The organism is Paenibacillus sp. FSL H7-0716 (assembly GCF_038002705.1).
GTDB lineage: Bacteria > Bacillota > Bacilli > Paenibacillales > Paenibacillaceae > Paenibacillus_AQ > Paenibacillus_AQ odorifer.
Map to the genome: position 1 here is coordinate 88,680 of NZ_JBBODA010000013.1, position 23,572 is coordinate 112,251.

Consider the following 23,572-nt stretch of genomic DNA (forward strand, 5'->3'; position numbering starts at 1 on the left):
ATATTAGTTTGGGAACGCTTACAAAACGATGTGCGATTTTATCCAGAAAAAGGTGTATTTGTACGGATATCCAATCCCTACAACCTTTATGAAGATTGACAAATCGGTTTAACGCGATGATAGTTAGTTTTAGCTACCCGCAAGGAGTAAACAAACGGAGGTACATATGAATTTCAAAATTGACTCGCCAAAAATAGCAGATCCAGACTCTCTTCTTCCTGAGCAAATATATTCGCTGCAAACCAAAGACGAATTCAGCTGTTGCAGCATCAGCGATACGGTTATTGATAATCAAGAGGCTAATAAGGTCAGCTTTGATCGCGTGATTTTTAAAAATGTAACGATTACGGAGTGCTCCCTAACTGGGATAGAGCTTATGGACGTGATTTTTGATCGCTGTGATCTATCTAATGTGGATTTTACGAATGGCATTATTCATCGAACTGAATTTAGAAACTGCAAGCTCATTGGCACAGACTTTACAAGAGGCAGATTCCAGAATGTTCGGGTAGTAGATTGTATCGGGGATTTTGCTACGTTTCGATTCGCTAATCTGAAGCAGGTTGCTTTTGAGAGCAGTTCATTAATGAGTTCCGACTATTATCAGTCAAATTTCCAAAAAATCAGCTTCAGCGAGTGTAATATGGATCAAGCCACATTGTCAGGATCAAAGCTTAATGGGATTGACCTTAGTGACTGCGAGTTCAGTGGCTTGATCGTGGATATCAAAGATTTAGAAGGATGCATCATTTCGCCTCAGCAAGCTGTTTCTTTTGTCGGATTATTAGGTTTGGTTATAAAATAAACAGCTTCAACTTGCCCGAACATTTACCGCAGCGATAACGCTTAGGGTCTACTTTTCGCTTACGCGGATACTCCATGGCACAGGCACTGCATACAAGCTTATATCGATAGGGCAGCGACTTCCGAGCTTTTGCACCCGGCAGTGTCTGACAGTAGCGGCTTCCGCTGACTTGCGCCAGCAGGCTTTTGAAATCAGCGTCACGATGCATATACCCTCGCTTAGCCAAATGCAAATGGTAATGGCAGAGCTCATGCTTTATAATCCGCTCCGTCTCTTCTCTGCCAAACATGGCAAGCTGATGGGGATTAATCTCTATATTATGGCTTTTGGTAAAATATCGGCCGCCCGTTGAGGACAACCGGCTGTTAAAGCTCGCCTTGTGTCTAAACGGCACGCCAAAGCTGTCCCGTGATACCTGCTCAATCCAAAGCTGCAGCTCTTCGTTGCTCATAGTTTCCATAGCGTTCTATCACAAGTCCTTTCCACGGGAAATAAGATCTCTACTTGAATTGTAACTTGTGCATAGGCTAAACTGTCAAGAAGGAAGACAAGTACGGAGGGAGAATGAACAATGCCGAAAATGCGGTATGTAATTTTGCAGCAAAATCAAGAATTACAATTCGTGGAAATGCCGGAGGAATATGCGTATCAACTAAGTGCGCTCAATTTACGCCTGAACAAAGAAATCGACAAGCTAACAGCCGATAATGTTCCGGATCTGCCCTTAGCCATCGCCGAGTGTGACTCGCTGGATCTGTTACGTGAGGATTACTCCCTGGAGTCCGGTCTGGATTATATCAATAGATTGGAACAAGCCTTCGCCTCTGTTCAGGAGCAGAAGAACTACCCACTGATCTCCCTGCTTACTGAGATACGAGCGCTACAGGCTCAATTGGAGCAGTGGTACGAAGAGGAAGCAGAAAGCCTACTGTAATCCGCACCTTTAGGCTTATTTCTCCATATTCTAACTTACGTAAGTTGTTAGAGGAGGGATTCGCTTGCCACAGTGGCTCTGCCATCAGCTAATGAAAGCCTATTACAAAAAAGACCGCCGTCAGATCAAGCTGCTGAATGAGTGCTGGTTCTTTTATCGTAATTCTGCGGAATCGAGTAATGAGATGAAGTTATAGCCTCGGATGATTAAGATCTAGGACATCTTTAAAGCAACGGATATCGTCTTTTAAAAAGACGGTATCCGTTTTTGTTAAGAAAGGGGGGACTTATAATCATGATAAGTAGAACAAGACATATACAGCTTTCTCCGGAAAGTGAGACTGAGGAAGAGGACAATAATAATCTCTATGTCATAGTCACATTCCCTGACCGCTCCCGCTGGGCATCGGATTTCTACACCTTCAAGAACATCGAAGCGATCCGACAAGAATACATCCAAAATAGTGCTTGTCTAAATGGGGCCTACTGGAGTGCACCTAATTATCTAACTGTTGTGGATCATATTGATCGCAAGCGAATTGAAGAAGTCGTCGATTTATATCTTTCGGAAGGTACATTCGAATACGCCTTTGAATACATAGGACAGGTCACGGAGCGGGATCTGGAGATTATCGATTATCCGGAAGACTTCTTCAACCCTTTAGAGAAGCTTGAGCACAGGTACGTTATGCGGCAGTTCGCTGCAGTTGAGTTTATGCTGGAGAATGCTGCACCAGAAACTATAGCAGTAATAAAAAAGATCATCGCAGAGAAACAATAAAACTCCGCCTTAAGAATCAATTCTTATTAAAACTTAGGAAATACATATTTAACCAAAAAGAACAGGAAACCAAAAAATATAATAATGTAAGCAGCATATTTAATAAAGGTAGATGCGACAACGCTGGAATCCGATTTCCGTTGTACCTCCCTATGCTCCACTTCAACACTTCTATCCTTATAGCCCGGTTCCATCAGCAATCTCTCCTTTCGAATGTTCATCTTTGATAGCCTCCATTAACCCGGGGCTTTCAGGATTGAATCAAAATTCTAGATTGGATCAAAAAAAAGACCGGAATTCTCTTCAGCTTTTCGAGCTGAGAAATTCAGGTCTTCTTTCTACTTACCCTTTAACCGAACCTGCGGCAATTCCCTCAACGATACGGTTACTGAGGAACAGGAATGTAATCAGGATAGGCAAAATACTGATCATAAGCGTTGCCCCGATCGCACCCCAATCCGTCGTATATTGACCAATGAAGTTTTGCACCCCCACGGTCAGCGTCTTGTAAGAATCAGAACTAATAAATGTGTTTACAAAAATAAATTCGTTCCAGTTATAGATCATATTAATAATGGCTGTAGTCGCGATCACCGAGCTTGTCATAGGAAGTATAATTCTAAAAAACATTCTGTTCACGGAACAACCATCAATTACTGCAGCCTCTTCCACTTCGCGTGGCAGTGCGTAATAGAAACCCAGCAAAATCATAATCGTTATCGGCATGTTAAAAGCGACATAAGACAAAATAAGTGACAAAGGGTGATCCGTTAAGCCAATCTTATTGAATATACTAAATAACGGAATAAGCGTGGAGTGAACAGGAATCATCATCGCTACCATAAACAATCCCAGTACGAACGAGCTTCCCTTCCATTTCATCCTGGTAACTGCATACGTAACCAAGCTCCCGAAGATAACCGTTAACACCGTAGCCGCGATGGTAATCCATACGCTGTTGAAGAAATACACGTTGATGTTCCCTACATTCCAGACCTTCGCGTAATTCTCCCAATGAGGATTCATCGGCAACGATAGAGCAGGAAGGTTGAACACTTCCTGATTATTTTTTAATGAGAAAAACAGCAGCCATACAAGCGGAAACAATTGCAGAGCAGCAACGGCAATCAACACGATATATAGCAATGAGTAGCCTAATTTACGTGTGATCTCCGCACCTGCGCCGCCTGGCTTTGGCCCGATTTCTAGCCTTCCTGCAGTTCCAGACATCATGAAGCGCCCCTCCTTATGAGTATTGGATCGAATCTTTCGTAGCAGTTAATTTGCGAATGACCCAAGTAATGACGAGACAGATGACGAGCAGGAAGAATCCAATTGCGCTCCCGTAGCCAAAATCATAAGCCCGAAAAGCCTGATGATACATATAAGACGCCATCACTTCACTAGAGCCATTAGGACCTCCATCCGTCATAACAAAGATTAAGTCAAAATACTTCAGAGAACCTACAACGGCCAGAACAATTGTAACTTTAATGACTTCCATTGCGAGTGGAAGCTTAATTTTCCAAGCGATTTGTAGGGCAGAGGCTCCATCAATCTTTGCCGCCTCTTCCAGAGAGGTCGGGATATTCTTGAGTGCTGCGTAATAGATCAGAATATAGAAACCAGCATATTGCCACAGAATGGGAATAAATAAAGCAAACAAAACTAATGTAGGCTCTGCAAGCCATGCAGGAGGATTAGCAAAACCAATGGATACTAATAAGCTGTTCACAATTCCGTTCGTCGGATGATAAATTCTTAGCCAAAGCTGCGCAATCGCAACGGACGATAGCAGCATCGGAATCAGATATATTTTGCGAAACAAGTTAGCTCCCTTGATCCGGGCGGCTAATACCATAGCAATTGCCAAATAAATAATGAGACTTAGGGTAGAAAACAACGCTAACTGCAGAGAATGCCAAGCACTATTCCAGAAGGTTTGGTCTGTTAGCAAAGCTTTATAGTTATCAAATCCGATAAAAGTCAGAGCACCTATGCCATTCCATTTATTCAGTCCGTAATAACCCGTTAGAACAATCGGAATATATACAATAGCCAGAATGAGGACCAAGGCGGGAAATACGTATAACGCGATTATTTTTTTGTTAGACATCACTTTATCCAAAGTGTCCGACTCCTTTCCTTCATAAACCGTTTGAGGAAAGGCTTATCCGGCATCACGCTGCCGGATAAGCTAATTGTCCCCTTCACCTAGTTGTCGAAGCTTTAGTTGCCTTTGGAGATGGCTGCGTCATGCTCCTCGGAATACTTCTCTGGCGTCACCGCTTTGCCAAAAAGAGCCTGGATCATATTCAGATGCGTTTCTGCTGCATTGGCACGCATTTGAACATCTGCGAATAATGTGATACTGCTTGCTTTGTTCATTTCGTTAAACAAATCGATGTATAGCTGTGGTAGGTCCAGTGTGGCGGTGTCCACCTTCGTAGCTGGAATAACGCCTGCTCCAGTTACGGATTGCTCTCCCCATTTGGACACGAAATACTCGACGAATAATTTTGCTTCTTCTTTTACCTCAGAGTTCTCAGCAACAAATAATCCTACACCTGGTCCACCTACCCAGCTGTTAATGTCTCCCTTCCCGCCTTCAACTGTCGGGAATTTGAAGAAACCAACACTATTACGGAATTCCAGTGGAATTTCTTCATTCGTTGTGAAGTTTGGCAGATCCCATGATCCCATCATGTACATTGCTGCCTTGCCATTTACGAACTCTGATTTTGCCTCTTCATTTGATAAACCGTTGAATCCCTTAACAAATGCATTGCTGTCAACAAGTGATTGAACCTCAGAAGCCGCCTTTACTAATCCTTCATCCATAAATGATCCTGAACCACTGATCGCACCTGCAAGTGCCTGTTGGCCTGCGATCCGATCAGCCAGATACATATACCAAAGCGATCCTGTCCAGCGATCCTTATTGCCGAGAGCAATCGGTGCAATGCCCCCTTCAGATAGTGTTTTTACAACTTGCTTAAACTGATCGTAGGTTTGTGGGACCTCAAGATTATATTTTTCAAAAATAGCTTTATTGTAGTAGATAGGTGCAATGTTAAACTCAAGTGGAAGCGCATACGTTTTATCGTTAATAGCATAAGCTTCTGTAGTTCCTGCGACGAACTTGTCTTTTAATTCACCATTCAACAAGTCATCTACAGGAGCGAAGAGATTTCCTTCAACGTAAGGCTGCAAAAAGCCAGCGGCCCAAGTTACCCCAACGTCTGGCAATTCGTTAGAAGCAGACAATACCTTCAACTTATTTTTGTATTGCTCGTTGTCCAGAACCTCTTGCTTGATCACAACATTGGGATGCTCTGTTTGATATTCTTTAATGATTTGATTAACAATTTTATTTTGCCCGGCAGAAACACCTTCTGGCCATAAATGCATGAAGTTAACGGTGACTTTGTCGCTTCCCCCATTTGCACTACCTTTAGATTCACCTGCATTGTTATCTTTTTGACCACAACCAGCTGTGACAAGAACGAGGCACATCGTTAAGAACAATATTGTCCATTTTTTATTGCGCACGCTTACAACCCCTTTTCTATTGTTGTCTAGCGGCCTTGTAACCGCTTAACTAAATTGTAGCTTGGATCCCATGCTGTCGTAAGGTCATAAGGATTGGGACTAATACCACTATTATTGGATTCTTTCCTCCGTGGACATGACGTTCTGCCGGTATTGCCCTGGACTAACATTTTCGAGTGCACGGAATACTTTCACAAAATATTTGGCCGTTTGATAGCCTACTTGTTCCGCGATTTCAGCAATGGACAGCCGTGTGCTAACCAGTAGTTCTTTGGCTCGTTGTATTCTCCTTCTCGTTACATACTCACTGTAAGTCAGTCCCGTCTGCTCTTTGAAAAGGACGCTGAAATAGCTGGCATTCATGTGTAATTGCTCCGCTATATCACGCATGGATATCGATTCGTGAAGATGTTCGTCTAAGTATTGGAGTGCCTCCCGCACTTGGGTGCTATACACTTTCTCCTGCTGTACCGTTTCCATAAGCTTGGGATCGATCAGCTTCTCCATTCGTTCGATTCGATAAATATCCTCCTTGCGTTTCAGTGCTAATTCCACTGCTCGGACCAGCTTCGTTTTGTCGAGTGGCTTCAGTAAATATTCAACCACACCAAACTGCAAGGCTTTCTTTGCATAGTCAAATTCAGGATGGCCAGAGATCACAATAACCACTGGAGGATGAGGCATTTCGTTCAGCTTTTCAACTAATTCTAGCCCTCCAATCTCAGGCATGCGCACATCGGTAATAAGCAGATTAACTTCGTTATTTTGCAGCCATGCCAGTGCTTCAACACCGCTTGCTGCGGTTTCGATGCGATATTGACCGGAGGACCAGACTTCTAATGTTTTACGAACCCCTTCTCTTGTTCTCGGTTCATCATCCACGATGAGTATAGTTTTCACGTGTTTTTCCCCTCTCCAGGTTCATTCGGTATTTCAAAAGAAATGCTAGTTCCATAACCTTCTTCACTTCGTATTTCAAGCCCGTCCGTATTGTCTACGTAACTGAGTTTCAGTCTCCGCTCTATATTAGCAATACCAATCCCGGTCCCTTTGGAAGACCTCATACTCCCCTTCTCCATGGTCTGATAGATAGACGATATCTTTGCTGCATCCATCCCTGGACCATCGTCAGTTACCGTAACCAATGTATATCCCGGACGACTTGAGGGTCTGACAATTAGCATGACTGTCCCCGGTCCAACCCTTTGCTCTACGCCATGAAGAATCGCATTTTCGACAAGAGGCTGGATTAACAGCTTCGGTAGCGGAACACTTCGGCAAGCTTCATCTGACTCAATCCGCCAGGATAACCTGTCGAGCATACGCATCTCCATAATCTTCAAATATCTTTCGGCATGGTCGAGCTCATCGCCGATAGTCACCCATTCATCATCATCAGTTCGATTGATGACATAACGAAAAAGCCCCGACATATCAACCACAATTTGAGCTAATTCCTCCTCACCTTTTTCATCGAGGGCCCAGTAGAATGCTTCTAATGTGTTAAATAGAAAGTGCGGATTGATTTGAGCCTGAAGTGCCTTTAATTCTGTGCGACTCTGGACAATCTCCTTCTGATAGACGACTTCAATTAGTTCATTCAGAGAGTGAACCATCTGGTTATAAGTATTATTGAGCTCATTGATCTCCATGGTGGTAGAAGTGACTGAAATCGGTTTCAAGGTTCCAAATCGTGAACCGCGCATCACTTTAATCAAATTCAGTATGGGACGTGTAATCATCGTGGATAAAATAAAAGTAAAGATGAGAAACAATAAACTGCCAACAACACCGGATACGATGATCGCTGTACGAAGGACAGATATCCCCTCTGTCGTATAGTCAACTGGAGTGAGGATTACTAGCCTCCAACCTGTTGCCTTGGACTGCTTCTGAATCACAATGTAGTCTTCTCCGCCAACCTCAACCTTTTCTCCTCCATGATCCAGTATCTTATTTGCATTAACATTTACGGAAAAATCGGAAGAAATTTGCCGTCCCGCTTCATCAAATAATCTCATTAATTCACGCGTTTCCGCCTGTGATCTGTCCACCTCATCTGTAAGCTGGAAGTAACTTTTCTCAATTTGAACCATAATATAGCCAGCTTTCGTGAATGAATGATCAATCAGTCTAATATTACGAATCGCGATGACGATATCCGAATTCCGCGGGTCAAGTCCAAACCATACGAGACGTCCTTTGCCCTCGTCCACCCGGCTGATCCATTCTTCTGATACTCGATTGTTCAGGCTGGCGTCATCAACAGAAAGTAATTTCTGATAATCACCTGCATACAGCTCAATGGAACGAATCCCTGTCGCATACGCCTCATATTTACGTACTTCCTGCTGGATGGTTTGACGTTCGGCGAAGCTGATCGGCTTTCCTTCAGCCTCTTGGGCGAGCAATCGCTGAATGGAGGCGTTGGTTGCCACTTGCGCCGTCAACGTGTTAATCTGCCGGATCAGTACATCCAATTTGCCCGTTGCCTGAACTGCAGTCTGTTCAATGTGCTTCTCCGCACTATTGCGTAATAGAACCGAAACTTGCCCGTACATAAAAAAACCAACCGTGGCGAGTACGATGACCATGACAAACATGAAACCCAGGAAAATTTGATTACGCAATGTGTTTAACTGTCCAAACCTCGTCAATCTTTACACTCCCTTCCGCCTGATAGTCTTTGATTCCTCATCAAAAAAGATGACCCTTGAATCTTCAGGAATCATCTACAGCTCTAGTTATTTGTTAATTCAGCCTTTGGATTATATGATATCAGTGATTAGTTTCTGAGCCCATATCCATATCGCGTTTTAATTTATCCAAATCAACCAAAAAAAACAATATAGAATATATACTCGTGCCTACCAGAGTTGCACAAAAAAAGCCATACCTCCGCTGACCCGGGTATACCGGAATAGCAGTGTACGGCTTGTATTTTTAAATGTGGAGGTTCTAATTAAAACTACGGTTGGACACCCAAGAACCCTGCAATTTACGCAGCATAATAATTTGTCCAGTATGGTAAGAATCGTGTAGGATAAGGCTCATTACCTCTTCCCCTGGCGCATGACCCGAACCGCCCCAATCATACGCGCCTTCTTCCAGCGCTTCAATGATTTCTCTAAGAGCAGCATGCACGTCCTTCAGGTCTGCAACGGCTTTCGCCCATGCTTCTTCTCCTTCAGCTGTTACAGTAAAGGTATCATCGTTGCTTTCAGCATCGGGTTGTTTGGGCAACCCTTTTAGCTTTCGCAGCAAACGCACCTTATAATAAGTTAGATGGTTAACCGTTTCCCAGATAGAATTGGCCGCCCCACCCTCTGGCTTCCAGAGAGCCTGTTTGCTATCCACACCTTCCAGCGCATCGCTAAGCGGCGGAGCCCAATCCTCGATATCCATGCAATAATCCCAATTTTGGAGCAAGACCTCACTGATTTTATTTTGCATGTTCAACCTCCTAAAAATTTGTGTAAACATAAACTTCATGGTGTAGCTTCAAAAAGAACTACTTCAAAGCCAACTAGTATGTAACGACTTAAACCATAATATAGTGGTTACAAAAGAAATGTAGCATATTTCCAGATTGCATTCAAGTAACTAGCTAAACTTATTTTTAACTGTTACAATGATTTGTAATGAGCGTTGAATCGGAAAGGATGAACAGACCGTGTTGTGGGAGGATTTCATTAACAGCTACTGGCGGGATTGGCGAACAGGAGATAAGAATAAAGACCGGGACAGGCTCGATGAAGAAGAATGGGTTTTTAAATGGCTGAAGGAGTATTCTCTTTTAGAAACACAGATGCCGAACACGATAGAAATGGCGCAGCTTAAAGAGCTTCGCTCTCTACTATGGAACTGGGTACAGGCTATTGTGCAAGGAAATGCGGTGTATGGAGTAATGCTGGAACAGCTCAATGTCTATATGGACAAGGGTCCTGTTACACGGCGAATTGTATGGAAAAGCGACGAGCAAGCGGAAATGAAGCTGTTGCCACTCCATAGCGGTTGGGAGCAGGTGATGGCGGAGATTGCGGCGTCTTTTGCCGAGGCATTGCTTGAAAAAGAACCCAACAGATTCCGCATCTGCGAGAATTCCGATTGCCTCTGGGTCTATTACGATGATACACGCAACCGCTCCAAGCGGTACTGCGATGACAAAGCCTGTGGCAATCTTATGAAGGTGCGGCGTTTTCGGGCGCGGAAGAAGGCTGAGTTTGAGGGGGAATAGGCGGTTGCAGCAACGATACTCCGGTTTGCGGTGGCTTGCTACAGCAGATTATGGGCAAGTGGAACAAGGCCAGCATAGCTTTATGAACTCGTAAAATAACTGCATTTCATACACTTATTCCATATCCCAATGGGATCATCAAGACTTTAATTGTATTCTGTACACTTAAAAACTAGAAAATGTGCCCATAGAGTAATAAATCACAAAAATAGGTGTACGAAATACAGTTATATCCTTTGGCGGGTTATTTGCAGGATTATAGTTGTACAAAATACAGTTAAAAGCTTCTGCACGTCGCTTCCCTTAGCTCTTAATCCCCAACAACCCCAATATCCCTCCATCCGATCATGATCTCTTCGACGACCTCATTCCCAATCTTCACTTCTTTTGTCGCAACAGATTGCCCACCCACTTTGTGATAGAAATGAATCGCGGGATTTCCTGTTACCACCCAAGTCATGAACGAGCTATAATTTTCCTCCAATAAATTCTGTGCTACGCTTCTTATGAGTTGCCTTCCAAGACCCTTTCCTTGCTGTTCCTTAAGCAAATAGAGTGCATATAGCTCCGCATCATAGAGATCTGAGAGATCTGACCCTCTTCGCGCTCCACCATTTGCAAAACCAATAATCGTCCCAGCCCCATCTTCAGCCACATACATAACCTCGTCTTTATTGGGGTTTTCAAAATTCCGAATCCAGAGCTTCCTTCTTGCTTCCATGGTGATTTTATCGAGAAACTCGTCCGAAATTAGCCCTTTGTACGTGGTTTTCCAACTCGCAGCGTGGACAAAAGCGATCCCGTCTATATCACCGGCTGTTGCTTCTCTAATCCTCAATTTATTTCCCCCTCAGATTTCCGATAAAAGCTTCAGCTAGTCCAAGATTGACAAGTACTTGCTTATGAATAGTAACTATTTAAGGATTCTCTAAAGACATTAATGGGCTTTTTATAATCAATAGGTTTATATATAATAGTGTTCAACCACTTATTCCTCTCAAGCAAGCTGCTGAAATCACTTTGAGCTACCGAATTGTATAGTGTTATTTCATTCATTGTTCCAAGTACACTTTTATTATTTGTACGGGATATAGTGATTTCTCCGGCCTCTAATAAATACTGATTTATGAGCTGCTTCTTAAAACCCTCCTGCAATAAATACTCCTTAAGTTCTATTCTGAACTTTTCAACCAATTTATCAGCTTGACCACTTCTTATTCCATCCAATACTATACATAACTGGCTTGCATCATGTACAAATAAAATATGTTTTTTTCTGAGCTGCATAATATTCACATGCCAACTGAAAAATGAGGAGATGTCTTCTACTTCTACTGGAGCTACTTTCATATCTTTTAATAATTTCTGAGTATATCTTAGTACTAACATCCCGGCACTCTCCCTAGTTTTTTATTTCCCGTCAGCGCCATTCTACCTCAATTTACCCTTGCAGTGCCTTTCGCACGCTTAATATATATTTCGCCTGATCAAGTGGGTTCACGCCCCGGCGGGTGCGCTCAGCAGATACGTCTGGCGGGCATTCTTCATAGCCGGCAAAAAAAGAAGTAAACGTGCTGCGCCCCTTCGTGTAGGAGCTTAAGCTGACGGGATAATCAAGCGACGTTGCCAGCGGCAGACGTCCTTCGATGATCATCCGTTCGCCTTGCAGCATGGGAGGCTCGAACGTGCCACGCATCTGCACGAGGTCGTTCATCACCCGTCCACCATTCTCCTCAGGGACCACGATTCGAACCTGCAGAATCGGCTCCAAAAGCTTAGTGCCTACCCGAGCGAGTCCGTCCATAATTCCCATCGGAGTTGCCACAGCAAAATCCAGCGGATGGGTATGCCATACATGATGCTGTCCCTCGATCAAGGTCACTTTAAGGTCGGTAACCTCCCAGCCGTACAAGCCCTGTTGTAGAGCTTCCGGTACACGGCGTGCGGTTTCGCTCTGGTATTGCGGCAGCAGATCGGAACTCCGCACTATCGAATCATAGACTAAACCACTGCCCGGAGGTCCAGGCTCAATCTGAAAGCGTAGAATCGCCCAGCACGGTTTCGGCATCGTGTAAGCGATAAAACCTTCCCCGGCACGGGCTGGCGTTTCTTTATATATGACAGAAGGCTGACCGAAAGTAACCTTCAGCGCATATCGCTCCTCCAGAACACTGTTCAGAATCTCCAGCTGAATCGGTCCCATTACTTTGATATGTAGCTCCCGCTCATCCTGCAGCCACTGTGCATCCAAAAGCGGATCTTCATCCGCCAGCTCCTGCAGCGCTCCGATAACCTTATGGTCATCCATATCTGGTTCCCAGAATACACGCACCGTTAGCAGCGGTACAGCCAGCTTCGCCTCCTCCGGAATGGCCCCCGGATGGCCGAGCACATCTCCGATGCGCACCCCGGAAAGACCATAGATAACAGCAATATCTCCCGCTTCAAGCGCTCCGACATCCTCGGTCCGACCACCTTCGACCTTGCGGATCTGAGTCACTTTTCCCTGAATATCCTGCGTATAATTCAACAGCGTATCGCGGTTACGAATTGTCCCTTCATAAAGACGGACAAACGCCATCCGTCCCATACTTTTATCACGCTGAATATTGTACACGATGCCTGACACCGGACCCTCCACATTCCCACCAGCGCGCGGAAAATACTCAACCATCGCATCCAGCAAGGCAGTAATCCCAAGCCCCTTGGCGGCGACGCCATATACCATTGGAAAAAGGCGACCTGATGAGGCGGCTGTTTTCATATATTTTTTCCATTTAGACAAATCAATAGGACTACCTGACATATACTTCTCCAACAGCTCTTCGTCCCGTTCAGCTAAAGCCTCTAATAATTCTGTTCGCGCGTTAGCATCAGCTTCGTTCTCCCATAAATCTCTTGCTCCTATGTACTCCTTCGCTTTGCCGATGGGTTGCTGAACTGGAATGATATCACTAGACAAATAATTCCGCGCCTCTGCCAGCACAGCTTCAGCGTCAGCGCCTACACGATCCATTTTGTTCACAAAAATAAGTGTGGGGATTCCCAGCTTGCGCAGCGCGTTCCAGATCATCTCGCTTTGGGCCTGCACACCCTCCACGGCTGAAAGAACAAGCACCGCACAATCCATCACCCGCAAAGACCGCTCAACTTCGGACAGAAAATCGACGTGCCCCGGGGTATCGACCAGATTAATCTGCACACCTTTCCAAGCAAAAGAAGCCAATGCCGCCCGTACGGAGATCCCCCGCTGCCGCTCCACATCCATAGAATCTGTCAATGCCGTCCCTGTGTCTACGCTGCCAAGCGCTCGAATGCGACCGCTTTCATACAAAATATGCTCCGTTGTTGTCGTCTTCCCGGCGTCCACATGGGCAAATATCCCCACATTAATCCGTTCTGCTCCCTGCTGCTGAATCATCTATAGTTCCCCTATCATGAGCTAGATTTATCTAAATTTATCTGAATTTATATTTTTTACACTCTTATGTTCCATAGTAATATATCCATCCACGTTGTTCCACCCTACAGTTCAAATGGTTAGATTCAGCTATGCCGGGTATGTAATTACTAATTAAGAAATCTAATGCCGAGGAGGAAATTCATCATGACAGATAAACGTTTGCAGGATAAAGTTGCAGTGGTTACAGGTGCTGGTTCCGGTATTGGAAAAGCTACAGCGATTCGGTTTGCCCAACACGGAGCTAAGGTATATATGCTTGACCGCACTCCCGAGGATTCCTACGAAACTAAACGTGAGATTGAATCTATTGGCGGTACAGCAACAGTAATTGAATGCGATGTCTCCAATCCAGGTCTGGTCGAAGAAAGTATTCGTAAGGTTGGGAAGGCGGCCGGGAAGATTGATATTGTTTTTGCCAATGCTGGCATTAATGGTACATGGTCTCCCATCGAAACACTAGAAATAGAAGATTGGGACCAGACACTGGATACCAACCTACGCAGCACTTTTGCCACAGTAAAATATGCCATCCCCCTTATGAAAGAAAATGGCGGCAGCATCATTATCACCAGCTCCATTAACGGCAACCGAGTATTCTCGAACATTGGCGCCTCCGCTTACTCATCTTCCAAGGCTGGACAAGTTGCTTTTATGAAAATGGCGGCACTAGAGCTGGCGCAATACGGCATCCGAGTAAATGCCATCTGTCCTGGATCAATCGATACACAAATTGGAGATAATACGTATAAAAGCGATGAACTTCAAGAAGTGAAGATTCCTGTGGAATTTCCGGAAGGTAATCATCCGCTGGAAAATGCACCGGGTAAGCCTGAGCAGGTTGCCAATCTGGTATTATTTCTGGCATCGGATGAATCCTTTCATGTGACGGGAACTGAAATTTATGTAGATGGTGCCGAATCGCTCCTGCGTGGATAATATTTTACTTGAATCGTTATAATATTTTAAATTCTATGCAACATTTTGGTCTAATCTACCATCTAAGAGTATGGAGGTGACGCAAATGAAAAAACCATTATTCATAAATAACGCTAAAAAAATGACTATAGCCTGCGGCATTTTGGCAGCGAGTGTGTCTTTTGGGGCATCCGCTTTTGCTTTTTCAGATTTGAAAGGTGATCCTGCGGAAGCAAAAATCAACTCTTTGCATAAAGAGGGGATTATAAACGGAGTAGACAAAGATAAGTTTGCCCCTAAATCTAAGGTAAGCTTTGCGCAAGGGATACAATTCATCGTTGGGGGTCTGAATCTGACTCCGCAACCAGCGGCAGGTAGTAATTCTTCCAAAGCCAGTGATTATTTTGATAAAGTGAACGACAAATCCTGGTATGCTTCAGCTTTCCTGACTGCCAAGCAAAATGGTCTTTCACTCGACCCGACAGTGGATCCTAACGGAACTATCACCCGTGCTCAGTTCGCGCACTTATTGACGCAAGCGCTGCAAAGTAAAGGTAACTTCCCTGTTACGCTGATGTATGTAGACATTAAGGATGGCGATAAACTCTCTACGGAGGTTATAAATAGTCTCCAGATCCTACTGAATACACATATTGCCACACTCGATAAGAACGGTAATTTCCGGCCAAATGATGCTATTACCCGATCTGAAGCAGCCGCTCTGATCTATGATGCAGCCGCTTTTGCTAAACGTGTAATTGTATCTAATGGCAGTCCCACTACTCCAACCTACGAAACTGAGGTTACGTTGACCAAAGCGGGTGAAGGCGTAAATAAAGCCACCCTTACCGTTAATAATCTACCTAACCCCGGGTATGGGCTGGTGATTGAGCGAATCGAATTTGGTAAAGATAATACGGCTGTGATTTACTTTAACGTGACTGCTCCTGAACCAGGGAAAATGTACGCGCAGGTGATCACAAAAGCATCTGTTGCCACTTATCTGCCAGATGGATACAAAGCTGTCGCTCAACCTGTAACTGGCTCCGCTTCTTATTCTTCTTCTAGCGCGGCACAATAATATAAATTGAGCTTGAGGGTTCTAGAGTTAAGGGTCAGTCGTAGCTGCGGTGAACATTTGGACTTCCAGCTGCCGTTTACGACGGCTGAGATACGAGAAGCTTATGCTTACGAAGATGGCTTTCCTGTGGAAAGCTTAGGGCGGTTGCTGTCGCTCTTCCAGTTCCAAAGTTCCCTTCGCCTCTCTTCCTTTCCTTAGCTTTCTAAGTTCATTTTTATAAGTAAATAAGGGATGCCTCAAAAGCCATCATAATGGTTGCTGAAGCATCCCTTGTTTGTTGTTCCTTCTCCCTTTATCCCAATTCCAAACTCCGAATGATAAGGTAACGGATGCAGCGGCTATCGGACTCCATAGTTGCTATTGTCTAAAAAATATCCAATATGGTCCTATTTCTAACGAATAGCTGCACTGGAGTCCGTAACTGTGCTCCAATCGCAATAAATTTGCAAATAACGTCGCTGGGTCCGCAAGCTAACTCAGGCTTAGAAATGCTGATTACTTGGCGATGATGATTATCAAACTACGAGCGAATAGATCATCTTTGTGTGCATGAGGCTACTTGACGGGATGGACTCAAATTTCGAGCGATTAGATCATATTTGTGTATATGAGGCTACTTGACGGGGATGAACATCAAACTTCGAGAGGTTAGATCATATTTGTGTACATGAGGCTACTTGACGGGGATGAACATCAAACTTCGAGAGGTTAGATCATATTTGCAGAGACGCAGCTGCTATCGGACCCAGATGACCTTATTCGCCGCAAAATCGCACATTTGGACTACTAAAGGACTCCATCGTCGCTATCGGCACAAAAAGCACCATAGATATGCCTTTTTCTAATGAATAGCTGCACTGGAGTCCGAAACTGTGCTCCAATCGCTAAAAACACGCGAATAGCGTCATCTAGGTCCGTAAGGCTCAGCGTGTAACAACGGATATGAAAATCCGCTGAAGCAGGTAGCCAAAAAAAATACAGATCAGCGATGCTCCAATGTTTGCGGTATGCGAATGCAGCAGATGGGTGTGTAGGAGAGAGGTGTGCAGCAGGTAGTGTGCAGCAGGTATGTGCAGCAGGTAGGTACACAGCAGGTAGGTACACAGCAGGTAGGTACACAGCAGGTAGGTACACAGCAGGTAGTGTGCATCAGTTAGGTATGCATCAACTAGGTGTGTAACAGATGGGTATACAGCAGTTGGGTATACAGCAGTTGGGTATGCAGTAGCTACCGGACCCAGATGACCTTATTCGCCGCATAATCGCACATTTGGACTACTAAAGGACTCCATCGTCGCTATCGGCACAAAAAGCACCATAAATGTGCCTTTTTGTAATGAATAGCTGCACTGGAGTCCGAAACTGTGCTCCAATCGCTAAAAACACGCGAATAGCGTCATCTAGGTCCGTAAGGTTCAGCATATATCAACGGATGTGAATAATTCGTTGAATCAAGTAAACAACGTCCATAATAGCGCCGTCTGAGTCCGTAAGCTAAGGCGTCCATTGATCATGAATAATGCCGACTAATGCATGGTCTTCTCCGATCTTTTCGAAGACTAGGCGCAGGCTGCGCCAATCCATTCCCTCGACAGAAGGATCGATGCCAGCAATATGATATTCAACGAAATCATATTGCTCCTTAGGATACACTTCGTTTAAGTTATTGATCGTCGTCCCTTGCCCAAGCCCCTTGTTCACAGTAATTTCGGCCTTCTGAATGAAATCCGCATCGTAGACAAACCGCTTGTAGTAATCTGCGAATGTCAGCTCAATTAAATCACCGGAGCCAGCAAATGTTCGCCAGACTCTTTTGGTGGAATCTTTCATTAACCCTTCTACTTCCTCCCGGGTGAAAACAAGGTCATTTTTTGTATCCACGTATGCATATGGAGAGAAACGTAGCCCTTTCTCCTGATGTACCCATGCCGCTAATTGCTGCATATCCTTATTCCTAATGGAGTTCATTACCGTAGACGCCGCTTCCTCAACTAATGGCGGCAATCCCTCTAGATCCTGCGGCTGCCCCATACTTGATGTCACAGTCTCCTGTGGTGATTCCGTAGTAGCCGCTGACGCAGTTGATGTCTGCACTGGTGTCTGCTCTTGTGACTGCTCTGGCGTCTGCACTGGTGTCTGCTCTGGTGTCTGCACTGGTGTCTGCTCTGGCGTCTGCTTTGGCTCCGTCCCTGCTTCTGGCGTTCCGCTACATGCTGTAAGCCATAACATTGCTGCTATCAGCGCCAGCCTACCGATGTTTTTTGCGAAGTACATAAGATCCCTCCTTAGCTTCGATCCTTCACTTCTTTAGACTGATTTGAACAAATGAAGGTTGCAAGCTTATACTAAAACTATCAATCATACAACTCTTATGAGAGGGCGGGGTTACTATTCATTTAACAGAAAAACTTAAAAGCCTTCCCCTAACTCCCGGCGTTTATCTCATGAAGGATAATCTCGGTCATATTATATATGTCGGCAAGGCAAAACAGTTAAAACGGAGAGTCCAATCCTATTTTCAAAACTCAAAATCTCATTCCCCAAAGGTTAAGCAGCTTGTAAGAAATATTAAAGATCTGGAAATCATCCTTACGGATACCGAATTTGAAGCCTTTATGCTGGAATGCAAATTAATTAAAGAGATCAAACCCATGTACAATAAAAAAATGAAAAACCCGCAGGCTTATACCTATATCGTAATAGGAGCGGATGAAAAAATACGTTCGTTAGCGGTTACCTATGATCCTGCGGTCAAAGAAGGCACTCAGGTTTTGGGTCCCTATACAAGCAGAAGCACGGTGGAACGGGCAGTGCAAGGCATTAAAGAAAGCTCAAAAATCCTTTGCAGCAACCCTGGCTTTAAAAATTCCCTATGCCTAAACCATTCGCTTGGATTATGCATAGGGATGTGTGCAGGCGGAGATGCCGCTGTTCAATATAATAAAATTATTGATCGGGTCATTGGCTTACTAAACGGCTCAGATTCCAGTATCCTCGAGGAAATGGAGCAACGCATGGCAGTGGCCGCGGAGCACTATGACTTCGAAACCGCCGCCAAATACAGGGATTATATTGGAGCTGTCAGCTTCCTGATTCACAAAGAAAAGGTTATCGAATTTGCTCAAGAGAATCAGAATATCGCAGTTCTTGAGGCCATGAATGAACAGACGCTTAAACTCATTCTGCTCAAGGGCAACCGTATCCTGTCCCATACCAAGCTACAATATGATCAACCGGATATCACCCACCTGCAAGCGGCAATAAAATCAGCGATTATGACCACTTTTCACAGTGAACCCAATCAGAACTCGGCAGCGATTGGACGCCATGAAATTGACGAAGCACAAATAATATACAGCTATTTAAAAAGCAGTTCCTGCAGCTACATCATCATTCAAGAGGATTGGCTTGCAGCTGAGCAACGTTCCAATATGGAGACTTCGGTAAATGAGCTGTTGCAGATTTTTTTAAATGCGCTTCCCTCTCATTCCTATAATTAAAAGGTACGGGTTGTAACTGCGGTGAATGTTTGGACTTCCTACGATTATAGTAAACGGCGGCCTGCCTTTGCAGGCTGCATTTTTCGGTTTCGCTTCAACAATTTTTTATAGCGTTTCTGAGTGTATAACACCTCGCCCGCCTCCATTACCGTTTCCTTTGCCTCATTAACAACCAGCTTAGTTTCCTCCACACTTTCCTTCATACGATTGATCCCCGATTTGAATCCCTCAGATCTGTCCTTCGCCTGCTCCAACGTGATCTGAATGTTTCCCTTCATCTCATCTATAGGTTTTTTCAATCCCTCTACTGATTGCTTAACTCCGTCAAGGGATTGCTTCAGGCCATTCATACTATTTTTTAATTCTTTCAATGGATTTCCCACGTCTGTCTCCTCCTAGAAATAAGCCATTAGTTCAACTGTTACTCTAAACTTACCCAAAGAGTGCACGTCCTTCACTCCTTTAATGACAAAAAAGGTTCCAGCTGAAAATAATCAACAAGAAGCCAGTCCCCAATAATAGAGACTGGCTTCTTGTTGTCATTCTTAGAGGATCACAGCGATCTGTCTACTTTACACTTCCCGCCTCAACACGCGGCGGACGCATCGTCAAGCTGACCCGGCCCTTCTTCAGGTCAACACCCATCACCCAGACGGTGACATTGTCTCCTACGGAGACGACGTCCATCGGGTGCTTCACAAAGCTGCCGCTGAGCTGGGAAATATGCACCAGCCCATCGTTTTTGATGCCGATATCGACAAACGCGCCGAAATCTATAACGTTGCGGACCGTTCCCTGCATTTCCATGCCAGGAACCAGGTCCTCGATCTTCAGCACATCGGTACGGAAGATCGGCAACGGCAGCTCCTCGCGCGGATCGCGGCCCGGACGCTGCAAGCTCTCCAGGATGTCACGCAGCGTAGGTACGCCGACATCCAGCTTCACAGCCAGCTCCTCGGCATTTTGCACCTCAAGCTGTGAGGCTACTTCTTTGCTGCCAAGCTTATTCACATCGAGGCTTAGCTCACGGAACAAACGATCCACTACCGGATAGGACTCGGGGTGAATAGGCGTGCGGTCCAAGGTGTTGTCTCCACCCGGAATCCGCAGGAAGCCGATACATTGCTCATAGGACTTGGCACCTAGACGAGGTACCTTTTGCAGCTGCTTCCGGGTCGTGAACTTGCCGTTCTCTTCCCGGAATTTAACGATATTCTTAGCAATTGTTCCATTAACCCCTGCTACATAAGAAAGCAAGGCAGGAGATGCTGTATTCACATCAACACCAACATGGTTTACCGCCGATTCCACGACAGCTTTCAGACTCTCCTCCAGATGCTTTTGAGAGACGTCATGCTGATACTGTCCCACACCAATAGCTTTCGGATCGATTTTCACCAGCTCCGCCAGCGGGTCTTGCACACGGCGGGCAATTGAAGCCGCGCTGCGCTCCGCTACATCCAGATCCGGGAATTCCTCCTGCGCCAGCTTGGAAGCCGAATAGACACTCGCTCCCGCTTCATTAACGATCAGGTACGCCAGCTCTGGATTGCCAATCTCGGCAATCACTTCTGCAGTAAACTGCTCCGTTTCACGCGAGCCTGTACCATTGCCGATTACGATGAGCTGAATGCCGTACTTAGCAATCAACTCTTTGAACTTAGTAGCAGCTTCGAGCTTTTTGTTGTTCGGCGGCGTCGGATAGGTCACGGCTACTTCTAGCAGCTTACCAGTATCGTCTACAACAGCCAGCTTACAGCCAGTGCGGTATGCAGGGTCAACACCCAGTACACAACGCCCCTTGACTGGCGGTTGCAGCAGCAGGCTACGTAGATTGCCAGAGAAGATCGAAATCGCTTGGTTCTCCCCTCGTTCGGTCATCTCTCCCCGAACTTCGCGTTCTACAGAAGGAGCAATCAAACGTTTGTAGGCATCCTCAGTCACTGCTTCCAGCAGTTCCTTCACCGGGGATGGCCCTTTAATGATTTTCCGTGCAATATAGGCATGAATTTTATCAGTGACGACCTCAATGCCTACCTTCAATATATTTTCACGCTCACCACGGTTAATTGCTAGGATGCGGTGAGGTGGCATTTTGTGTACAGGTTCACGGTAACTATAATAATTTTCGTATACGGATTCTTGTTCTGCATCCTTTGCTTCAGACACAAGAATACCTTGACTTGCTGTATACTGGCGAACCCAAGAGCGGATCGCAGGATCATCTGCTATGTTCTCGGCAATGATGTCCAGTGCGCCTTGCAGTGCTTGGTCTGCGCTCTCTACTCCCTTTTCCACATCAATATATTTCGATGCTTCAGTCTGCGGGTCCCCTTGTCTTTGCTGCTCCAAGATCCAGTTAGCAAGCGGCTCTAGTCCTTTTTCCTTCGCAACACTAGCCCGTGTCTTACGCTTTTGCTTGAAGGGACGATACAAGTCCTCTACTTCCTGAAGCTTGACCGCATTGATAATTTGCTCATGAAGCTCCTTGGTCAGCTTGCCCTGCTCTTCAATATTGCGTATAACGTCTTTTTTACGTTCCCCTAGATTGCGAAGATAACCAAGCCGTTCTTCAATATCACGAAGCGCATTCTCGTCCAGCTCACCCGTCATTTCCTTCCGATATCTGGCGATGAACGGAATAGTATTTCCCTCATCCAGCAGTCCTACCGTAGTGCGTACCTGTTTCAGACTAATGTTCAATTCCTTGGCAATCGCTACGGTTATCAATTCCTGCTCCCGCTGTGCGTTTGCCTCATCCGTAATGACTTCCGTATTGCTGTTATCTACCGCCATTAGTATCCCTCTTCCCGTACACAATCTGCTTATACATATCTTGATCTCATAATTAAAATAGTATCACAGATTCGGCTCTGCACCAAAGACCAGCCCGAATAGCGCGCGTTGTACTGAACCGCTGTGCCCATATATCGAGGCATGGTAGACGGGTCAGAGCCCGGATTTAGCGATTACGCCCGCTGTCCCATTCCGCGTTTGCCGGAACTCAGTGACAATACAAAACACAAAGCCAGAACGAGCGCGGCTGCCCCATATGGGAAGTTAATACTAAGATCAAACAAATACCCTGCGACGATAGGCCCAGCAATATTTCCGAGACTTGTATAAGCTGAGTTCATTCCCGCTACGAAACCTTGCTGCGATTCTCCGGCCATTTTGGAAAGCTGTGTACCTACTGCTGGACGCAGAATATCCATTGCAAAGAACACAATAAAGGTAACCGTAATAATGGCCCAAAAGCCGCTTACAAACAAGGTCAGAAGAATAAACAATGATGAGACTATAAGACAAGTGGAGATCACCTTGTTCTCCCCGAATTTATTCAAGATCCAGCCAAACGCGGACACCTGCACCACCGCACCTGCAATAGAACCAAAGGTAATTACAAAAGCGATATCCTTAGGCGTAAAGCCAAATTTATGATCCACGAACAATCCGAACACCGTTTCATAATTAGCCAGCCCAAAAGCCATGACAAATACAATAATTAAGCCGAAAAAGTACGGCTCGCGATAAGAACGCATTAGCTGCGTCAAGAAGCTTTCCTGATTGTTTTTTGATAACTTCGCTTCCTTACGTTTCTCTTCAGACAGAGACTCAGGCAAGATTAAAACTGTAATTAGAGCTGCAACTCCAGCTGCACCAGCCGCGCAGAAAAAAGGTACCCTCATTCCAAGCTCAGCCAGATAACCGCCAATCCCAGGACCAATAATAAAGCCGGTGGTAATGGCTGCATTAATTAGCCCCATTCCTTTAGCTCTCTCTTCAAAAGAAGTCGTGTCCGCTACATAAGCCATAACTGCCGGCATAATTAGAGCAGCTCCTGCACCACCAAGCAATCTCGAAACGAACAAGAGCCAGGGTACATTGGCCAGACCAAAAATCAGCTCCGATATCGCAAACACGATCAAACCTGCGACAATCACCTTTTTTCTACCGATTCTGTCGGATAATCTGCCGGCAAATGGCGATATTAATAGTTGGGCAAGCGAGAAGGAGGCGACCAAGAGCCCGACAGTACTTCCGCTGATCCCAAGCTCATTCATGTAGGTTGGCATTATTGGGACTACTAGCCCAATTCCAGTGAAAGCCAGAAAAATATTAAGCATAACAAGCAGCATAGCGCCTCTGTTTCTAAGTAACAATGACATTGTATTAACCCTCCGTGTGTTTAAAGCCAAAACTTCGAATATTATGCATGTTAAGACCGACCATCCGGTCTAAATAATAGTAAAAAAATAACCCTTCTATCCCGGTGCCTTTGAGAAGCTTCAGCCTTCATGATCC

General features: G+C 45.1%; 23 protein-coding genes. 8 read left to right on the forward strand and 15 right to left on the reverse strand.

Features of this window, described 5'->3' with window-relative positions; genetic code table 11:
• The first annotated feature begins 166 nt into the window (after positions 1-166).
• Positions 167-805, forward strand: a complete 639-nt coding sequence (locus MHH60_RS17650) for a pentapeptide repeat-containing protein (protein WP_036686811.1) — start codon at positions 167-169, stop codon at positions 803-805.
• Here the strand turns inward: MHH60_RS17650 and MHH60_RS17655 are convergent.
• Positions 795-1,256, reverse strand: coding sequence for a SprT family protein (locus MHH60_RS17655; protein ID WP_081389120.1), 462 nt, complete (start codon positions 1,254-1,256; stop codon positions 795-797). The two genes, MHH60_RS17650 and MHH60_RS17655, sit on opposite strands and share 11 nt — an antisense overlap.
• Positions 1,257-1,376: 120 nt before the next feature.
• Between MHH60_RS17655 and MHH60_RS17660 the strand changes: the two genes are divergently transcribed.
• From MHH60_RS17660 to MHH60_RS17670, 3 genes are all read left to right on the forward strand, one after another.
• On the forward strand, positions 1,377-1,739 hold the full coding sequence (locus MHH60_RS17660; RefSeq protein ID WP_036686808.1) for a hypothetical protein: 363 nt from the start codon (positions 1,377-1,379) through the stop codon (positions 1,737-1,739).
• A gap of 64 nt (positions 1,740-1,803) precedes the next feature.
• Entirely contained in the window at positions 1,804-1,935 is a 132-nt protein-coding gene (cmpA, locus tag MHH60_RS17665) for a cortex morphogenetic protein CmpA (protein WP_094903512.1), read from the forward strand.
• A 98-nt stretch (positions 1,936-2,033) separates the two neighbouring features.
• Positions 2,034-2,519 carry a hypothetical protein gene (locus tag MHH60_RS17670; protein WP_076137636.1) on the forward strand — a complete coding sequence of 162 codons (486 nt, stop codon included), beginning with the start codon at positions 2,034-2,036 and terminating at the stop codon, positions 2,517-2,519.
• Between the two features lie 26 nt (positions 2,520-2,545).
• Here MHH60_RS17670 and MHH60_RS17675 read toward each other — a convergent pair whose 3' ends face one another.
• The 7 genes from MHH60_RS17675 to MHH60_RS17705 all read right to left on the reverse strand — a co-directional run bounded on the left by MHH60_RS17675 (position 2,546) and on the right by MHH60_RS17705 (position 9,524).
• Entirely contained in the window at positions 2,546-2,740 is a 195-nt protein-coding gene (locus MHH60_RS17675) for a hypothetical protein (RefSeq protein ID WP_036686806.1), read from the reverse strand.
• 121 nt (positions 2,741-2,861) lie between these two features.
• Positions 2,862-3,752, reverse strand: a complete 891-nt coding sequence (locus MHH60_RS17680) for a carbohydrate ABC transporter permease (protein ID WP_076137638.1) — start codon at positions 3,750-3,752, stop codon at positions 2,862-2,864.
• Between the two features lie 13 nt (positions 3,753-3,765).
• On the reverse strand, positions 3,766-4,647 hold the full coding sequence (locus tag MHH60_RS17685) for a carbohydrate ABC transporter permease (protein ID WP_076137640.1): 882 nt from the start codon (positions 4,645-4,647) through the stop codon (positions 3,766-3,768).
• A 101-nt stretch (positions 4,648-4,748) separates the two neighbouring features.
• On the reverse strand, positions 4,749-6,071 hold the full coding sequence (locus tag MHH60_RS17690) for an extracellular solute-binding protein (protein ID WP_076100035.1): 1,323 nt from the start codon (positions 6,069-6,071) through the stop codon (positions 4,749-4,751).
• Between the two features lie 111 nt (positions 6,072-6,182).
• Positions 6,183-6,971: a response regulator transcription factor gene (locus tag MHH60_RS17695; RefSeq protein ID WP_076137642.1), complete on the reverse strand. Its 789-nt coding sequence runs from the start codon at positions 6,969-6,971 to the stop codon at positions 6,183-6,185.
• Positions 6,968-8,728 (reverse strand): sensor histidine kinase, encoded by a 1,761-nt coding sequence (locus tag MHH60_RS17700; RefSeq protein ID WP_076137643.1) that lies wholly within the window; start codon positions 8,726-8,728, stop codon positions 6,968-6,970. Before MHH60_RS17700 ends, MHH60_RS17695 begins: the two co-directional genes overlap by 4 nt.
• Positions 8,729-9,029: 301 nt before the next feature.
• The gene (locus MHH60_RS17705; RefSeq protein WP_036686798.1) at positions 9,030-9,524 is read right to left on the reverse strand and encodes a DinB family protein; all 495 of its coding nucleotides are present in this window, start codon (positions 9,522-9,524) and stop codon (positions 9,030-9,032) included.
• Between the two features lie 220 nt (positions 9,525-9,744).
• Between MHH60_RS17705 and MHH60_RS17710 the strand changes: the two genes are divergently transcribed.
• The gene (locus tag MHH60_RS17710) at positions 9,745-10,308 is read left to right on the forward strand and encodes a CGNR zinc finger domain-containing protein (protein WP_076137645.1); all 564 of its coding nucleotides are present in this window, start codon (positions 9,745-9,747) and stop codon (positions 10,306-10,308) included.
• Positions 10,309-10,618: 310 nt separating this feature from the next.
• On the opposite strand, the gene MHH60_RS17715 is transcribed toward MHH60_RS17710, so the two are convergent.
• The 3 genes from MHH60_RS17715 to MHH60_RS17725 form a co-directional block, all read right to left on the reverse strand.
• On the reverse strand, positions 10,619-11,146 hold the full coding sequence (locus tag MHH60_RS17715; protein ID WP_076137647.1) for a GNAT family N-acetyltransferase: 528 nt from the start codon (positions 11,144-11,146) through the stop codon (positions 10,619-10,621).
• Between the two features lie 62 nt (positions 11,147-11,208).
• On the reverse strand, positions 11,209-11,697 hold the full coding sequence (locus MHH60_RS17720; RefSeq protein ID WP_076137649.1) for a DUF6933 domain-containing protein: 489 nt from the start codon (positions 11,695-11,697) through the stop codon (positions 11,209-11,211).
• A gap of 52 nt (positions 11,698-11,749) precedes the next feature.
• Entirely contained in the window at positions 11,750-13,729 is a 1,980-nt protein-coding gene (locus MHH60_RS17725; RefSeq protein WP_076137651.1) for a GTP-binding protein, read from the reverse strand.
• Between the two features lie 186 nt (positions 13,730-13,915).
• Here MHH60_RS17725 and MHH60_RS17730 point away from each other — a divergent pair, with 186 nt between their 5' ends.
• Complete coding sequence (locus MHH60_RS17730; protein ID WP_076137652.1) at positions 13,916-14,707, forward strand: SDR family oxidoreductase; 792 nt, start codon at positions 13,916-13,918, stop codon at positions 14,705-14,707.
• Between the two features lie 85 nt (positions 14,708-14,792).
• Positions 14,793-15,767 (forward strand): S-layer homology domain-containing protein, encoded by a 975-nt coding sequence (locus MHH60_RS17735; protein ID WP_076137654.1) that lies wholly within the window; start codon positions 14,793-14,795, stop codon positions 15,765-15,767.
• Between the two features lie 1,494 nt (positions 15,768-17,261).
• Here MHH60_RS17735 and MHH60_RS17740 read toward each other — a convergent pair.
• Positions 17,262-18,041 carry a hypothetical protein gene (locus tag MHH60_RS17740; RefSeq protein ID WP_076137656.1) on the reverse strand — a complete coding sequence of 260 codons (780 nt, stop codon included), beginning with the start codon at positions 18,039-18,041 and terminating at the stop codon, positions 17,262-17,264.
• A gap of 170 nt (positions 18,042-18,211) precedes the next feature.
• Here MHH60_RS17740 and MHH60_RS17745 point away from each other — a divergent pair, with 170 nt between their 5' ends.
• The gene (locus MHH60_RS17745; protein WP_076137658.1) at positions 18,212-19,267 is read left to right on the forward strand and encodes a GIY-YIG nuclease family protein; all 1,056 of its coding nucleotides are present in this window, start codon (positions 18,212-18,214) and stop codon (positions 19,265-19,267) included.
• A gap of 44 nt (positions 19,268-19,311) precedes the next feature.
• On the opposite strand, the gene MHH60_RS17750 is transcribed toward MHH60_RS17745, so the two are convergent.
• The 3 genes from MHH60_RS17750 to MHH60_RS17760 all read right to left on the reverse strand — a co-directional run bounded on the left by MHH60_RS17750 (position 19,312) and on the right by MHH60_RS17760 (position 23,436).
• Positions 19,312-19,650, reverse strand: a complete 339-nt coding sequence (locus MHH60_RS17750) for a hypothetical protein (protein WP_076100048.1) — start codon at positions 19,648-19,650, stop codon at positions 19,312-19,314.
• A 184-nt stretch (positions 19,651-19,834) separates the two neighbouring features.
• Entirely contained in the window at positions 19,835-22,063 is a 2,229-nt protein-coding gene (locus MHH60_RS17755) for a Tex family protein (RefSeq protein WP_076137660.1), read from the reverse strand.
• Positions 22,064-22,236: 173 nt separating this feature from the next.
• Entirely contained in the window at positions 22,237-23,436 is a 1,200-nt protein-coding gene (locus MHH60_RS17760; RefSeq protein ID WP_076137661.1) for an MFS transporter, read from the reverse strand.
• Between the last annotated feature and the right edge of the window lie 136 nt (positions 23,437-23,572).

Excerpts from the sequence above, each read along its gene's own strand:
- MHH60_RS17650 (WP_036686811.1), top strand. The coding sequence starts at position 167 with ATGAATTTCAAAATTGACTCGCCAAAAATAGCAGATCCAGACTCTCTT.
- MHH60_RS17655 (WP_081389120.1), bottom strand. The coding sequence starts at position 1,256 with ATGAGCAACGAAGAGCTGCAGCTTTGGATTGAGCAGGTATCACGGGAC.
- MHH60_RS17660 (WP_036686808.1), top strand. The coding sequence starts at position 1,377 with ATGCCGAAAATGCGGTATGTAATTTTGCAGCAAAATCAAGAATTACAA.
- MHH60_RS17670 (WP_076137636.1), top strand. The coding sequence starts at position 2,034 with ATGATAAGTAGAACAAGACATATACAGCTTTCTCCGGAAAGTGAGACT.
- MHH60_RS17675 (WP_036686806.1), bottom strand. The coding sequence starts at position 2,740 with ATGAACATTCGAAAGGAGAGATTGCTGATGGAACCGGGCTATAAGGAT.
- MHH60_RS17680 (WP_076137638.1), bottom strand. The coding sequence starts at position 3,752 with ATGATGTCTGGAACTGCAGGAAGGCTAGAAATCGGGCCAAAGCCAGGC.
- MHH60_RS17705 (WP_036686798.1), bottom strand. The coding sequence starts at position 9,524 with ATGCAAAATAAAATCAGTGAGGTCTTGCTCCAAAATTGGGATTATTGC.
- MHH60_RS17720 (WP_076137649.1), bottom strand. The coding sequence starts at position 11,697 with ATGTTAGTACTAAGATATACTCAGAAATTATTAAAAGATATGAAAGTA.
- MHH60_RS17725 (WP_076137651.1), bottom strand. The coding sequence starts at position 13,729 with ATGATTCAGCAGCAGGGAGCAGAACGGATTAATGTGGGGATATTTGCC.
- MHH60_RS17730 (WP_076137652.1), top strand. The coding sequence starts at position 13,916 with ATGACAGATAAACGTTTGCAGGATAAAGTTGCAGTGGTTACAGGTGCT.
- MHH60_RS17735 (WP_076137654.1), top strand. The coding sequence starts at position 14,793 with ATGAAAAAACCATTATTCATAAATAACGCTAAAAAAATGACTATAGCC.
- MHH60_RS17740 (WP_076137656.1), bottom strand. The coding sequence starts at position 18,041 with ATGTACTTCGCAAAAAACATCGGTAGGCTGGCGCTGATAGCAGCAATG.
- MHH60_RS17745 (WP_076137658.1), top strand. The coding sequence starts at position 18,212 with ATGAAGGATAATCTCGGTCATATTATATATGTCGGCAAGGCAAAACAG.
- MHH60_RS17755 (WP_076137660.1), bottom strand. The coding sequence starts at position 22,063 with ATGGCGGTAGATAACAGCAATACGGAAGTCATTACGGATGAGGCAAAC.
- MHH60_RS17760 (WP_076137661.1), bottom strand. The coding sequence starts at position 23,436 with ATGTCATTGTTACTTAGAAACAGAGGCGCTATGCTGCTTGTTATGCTT.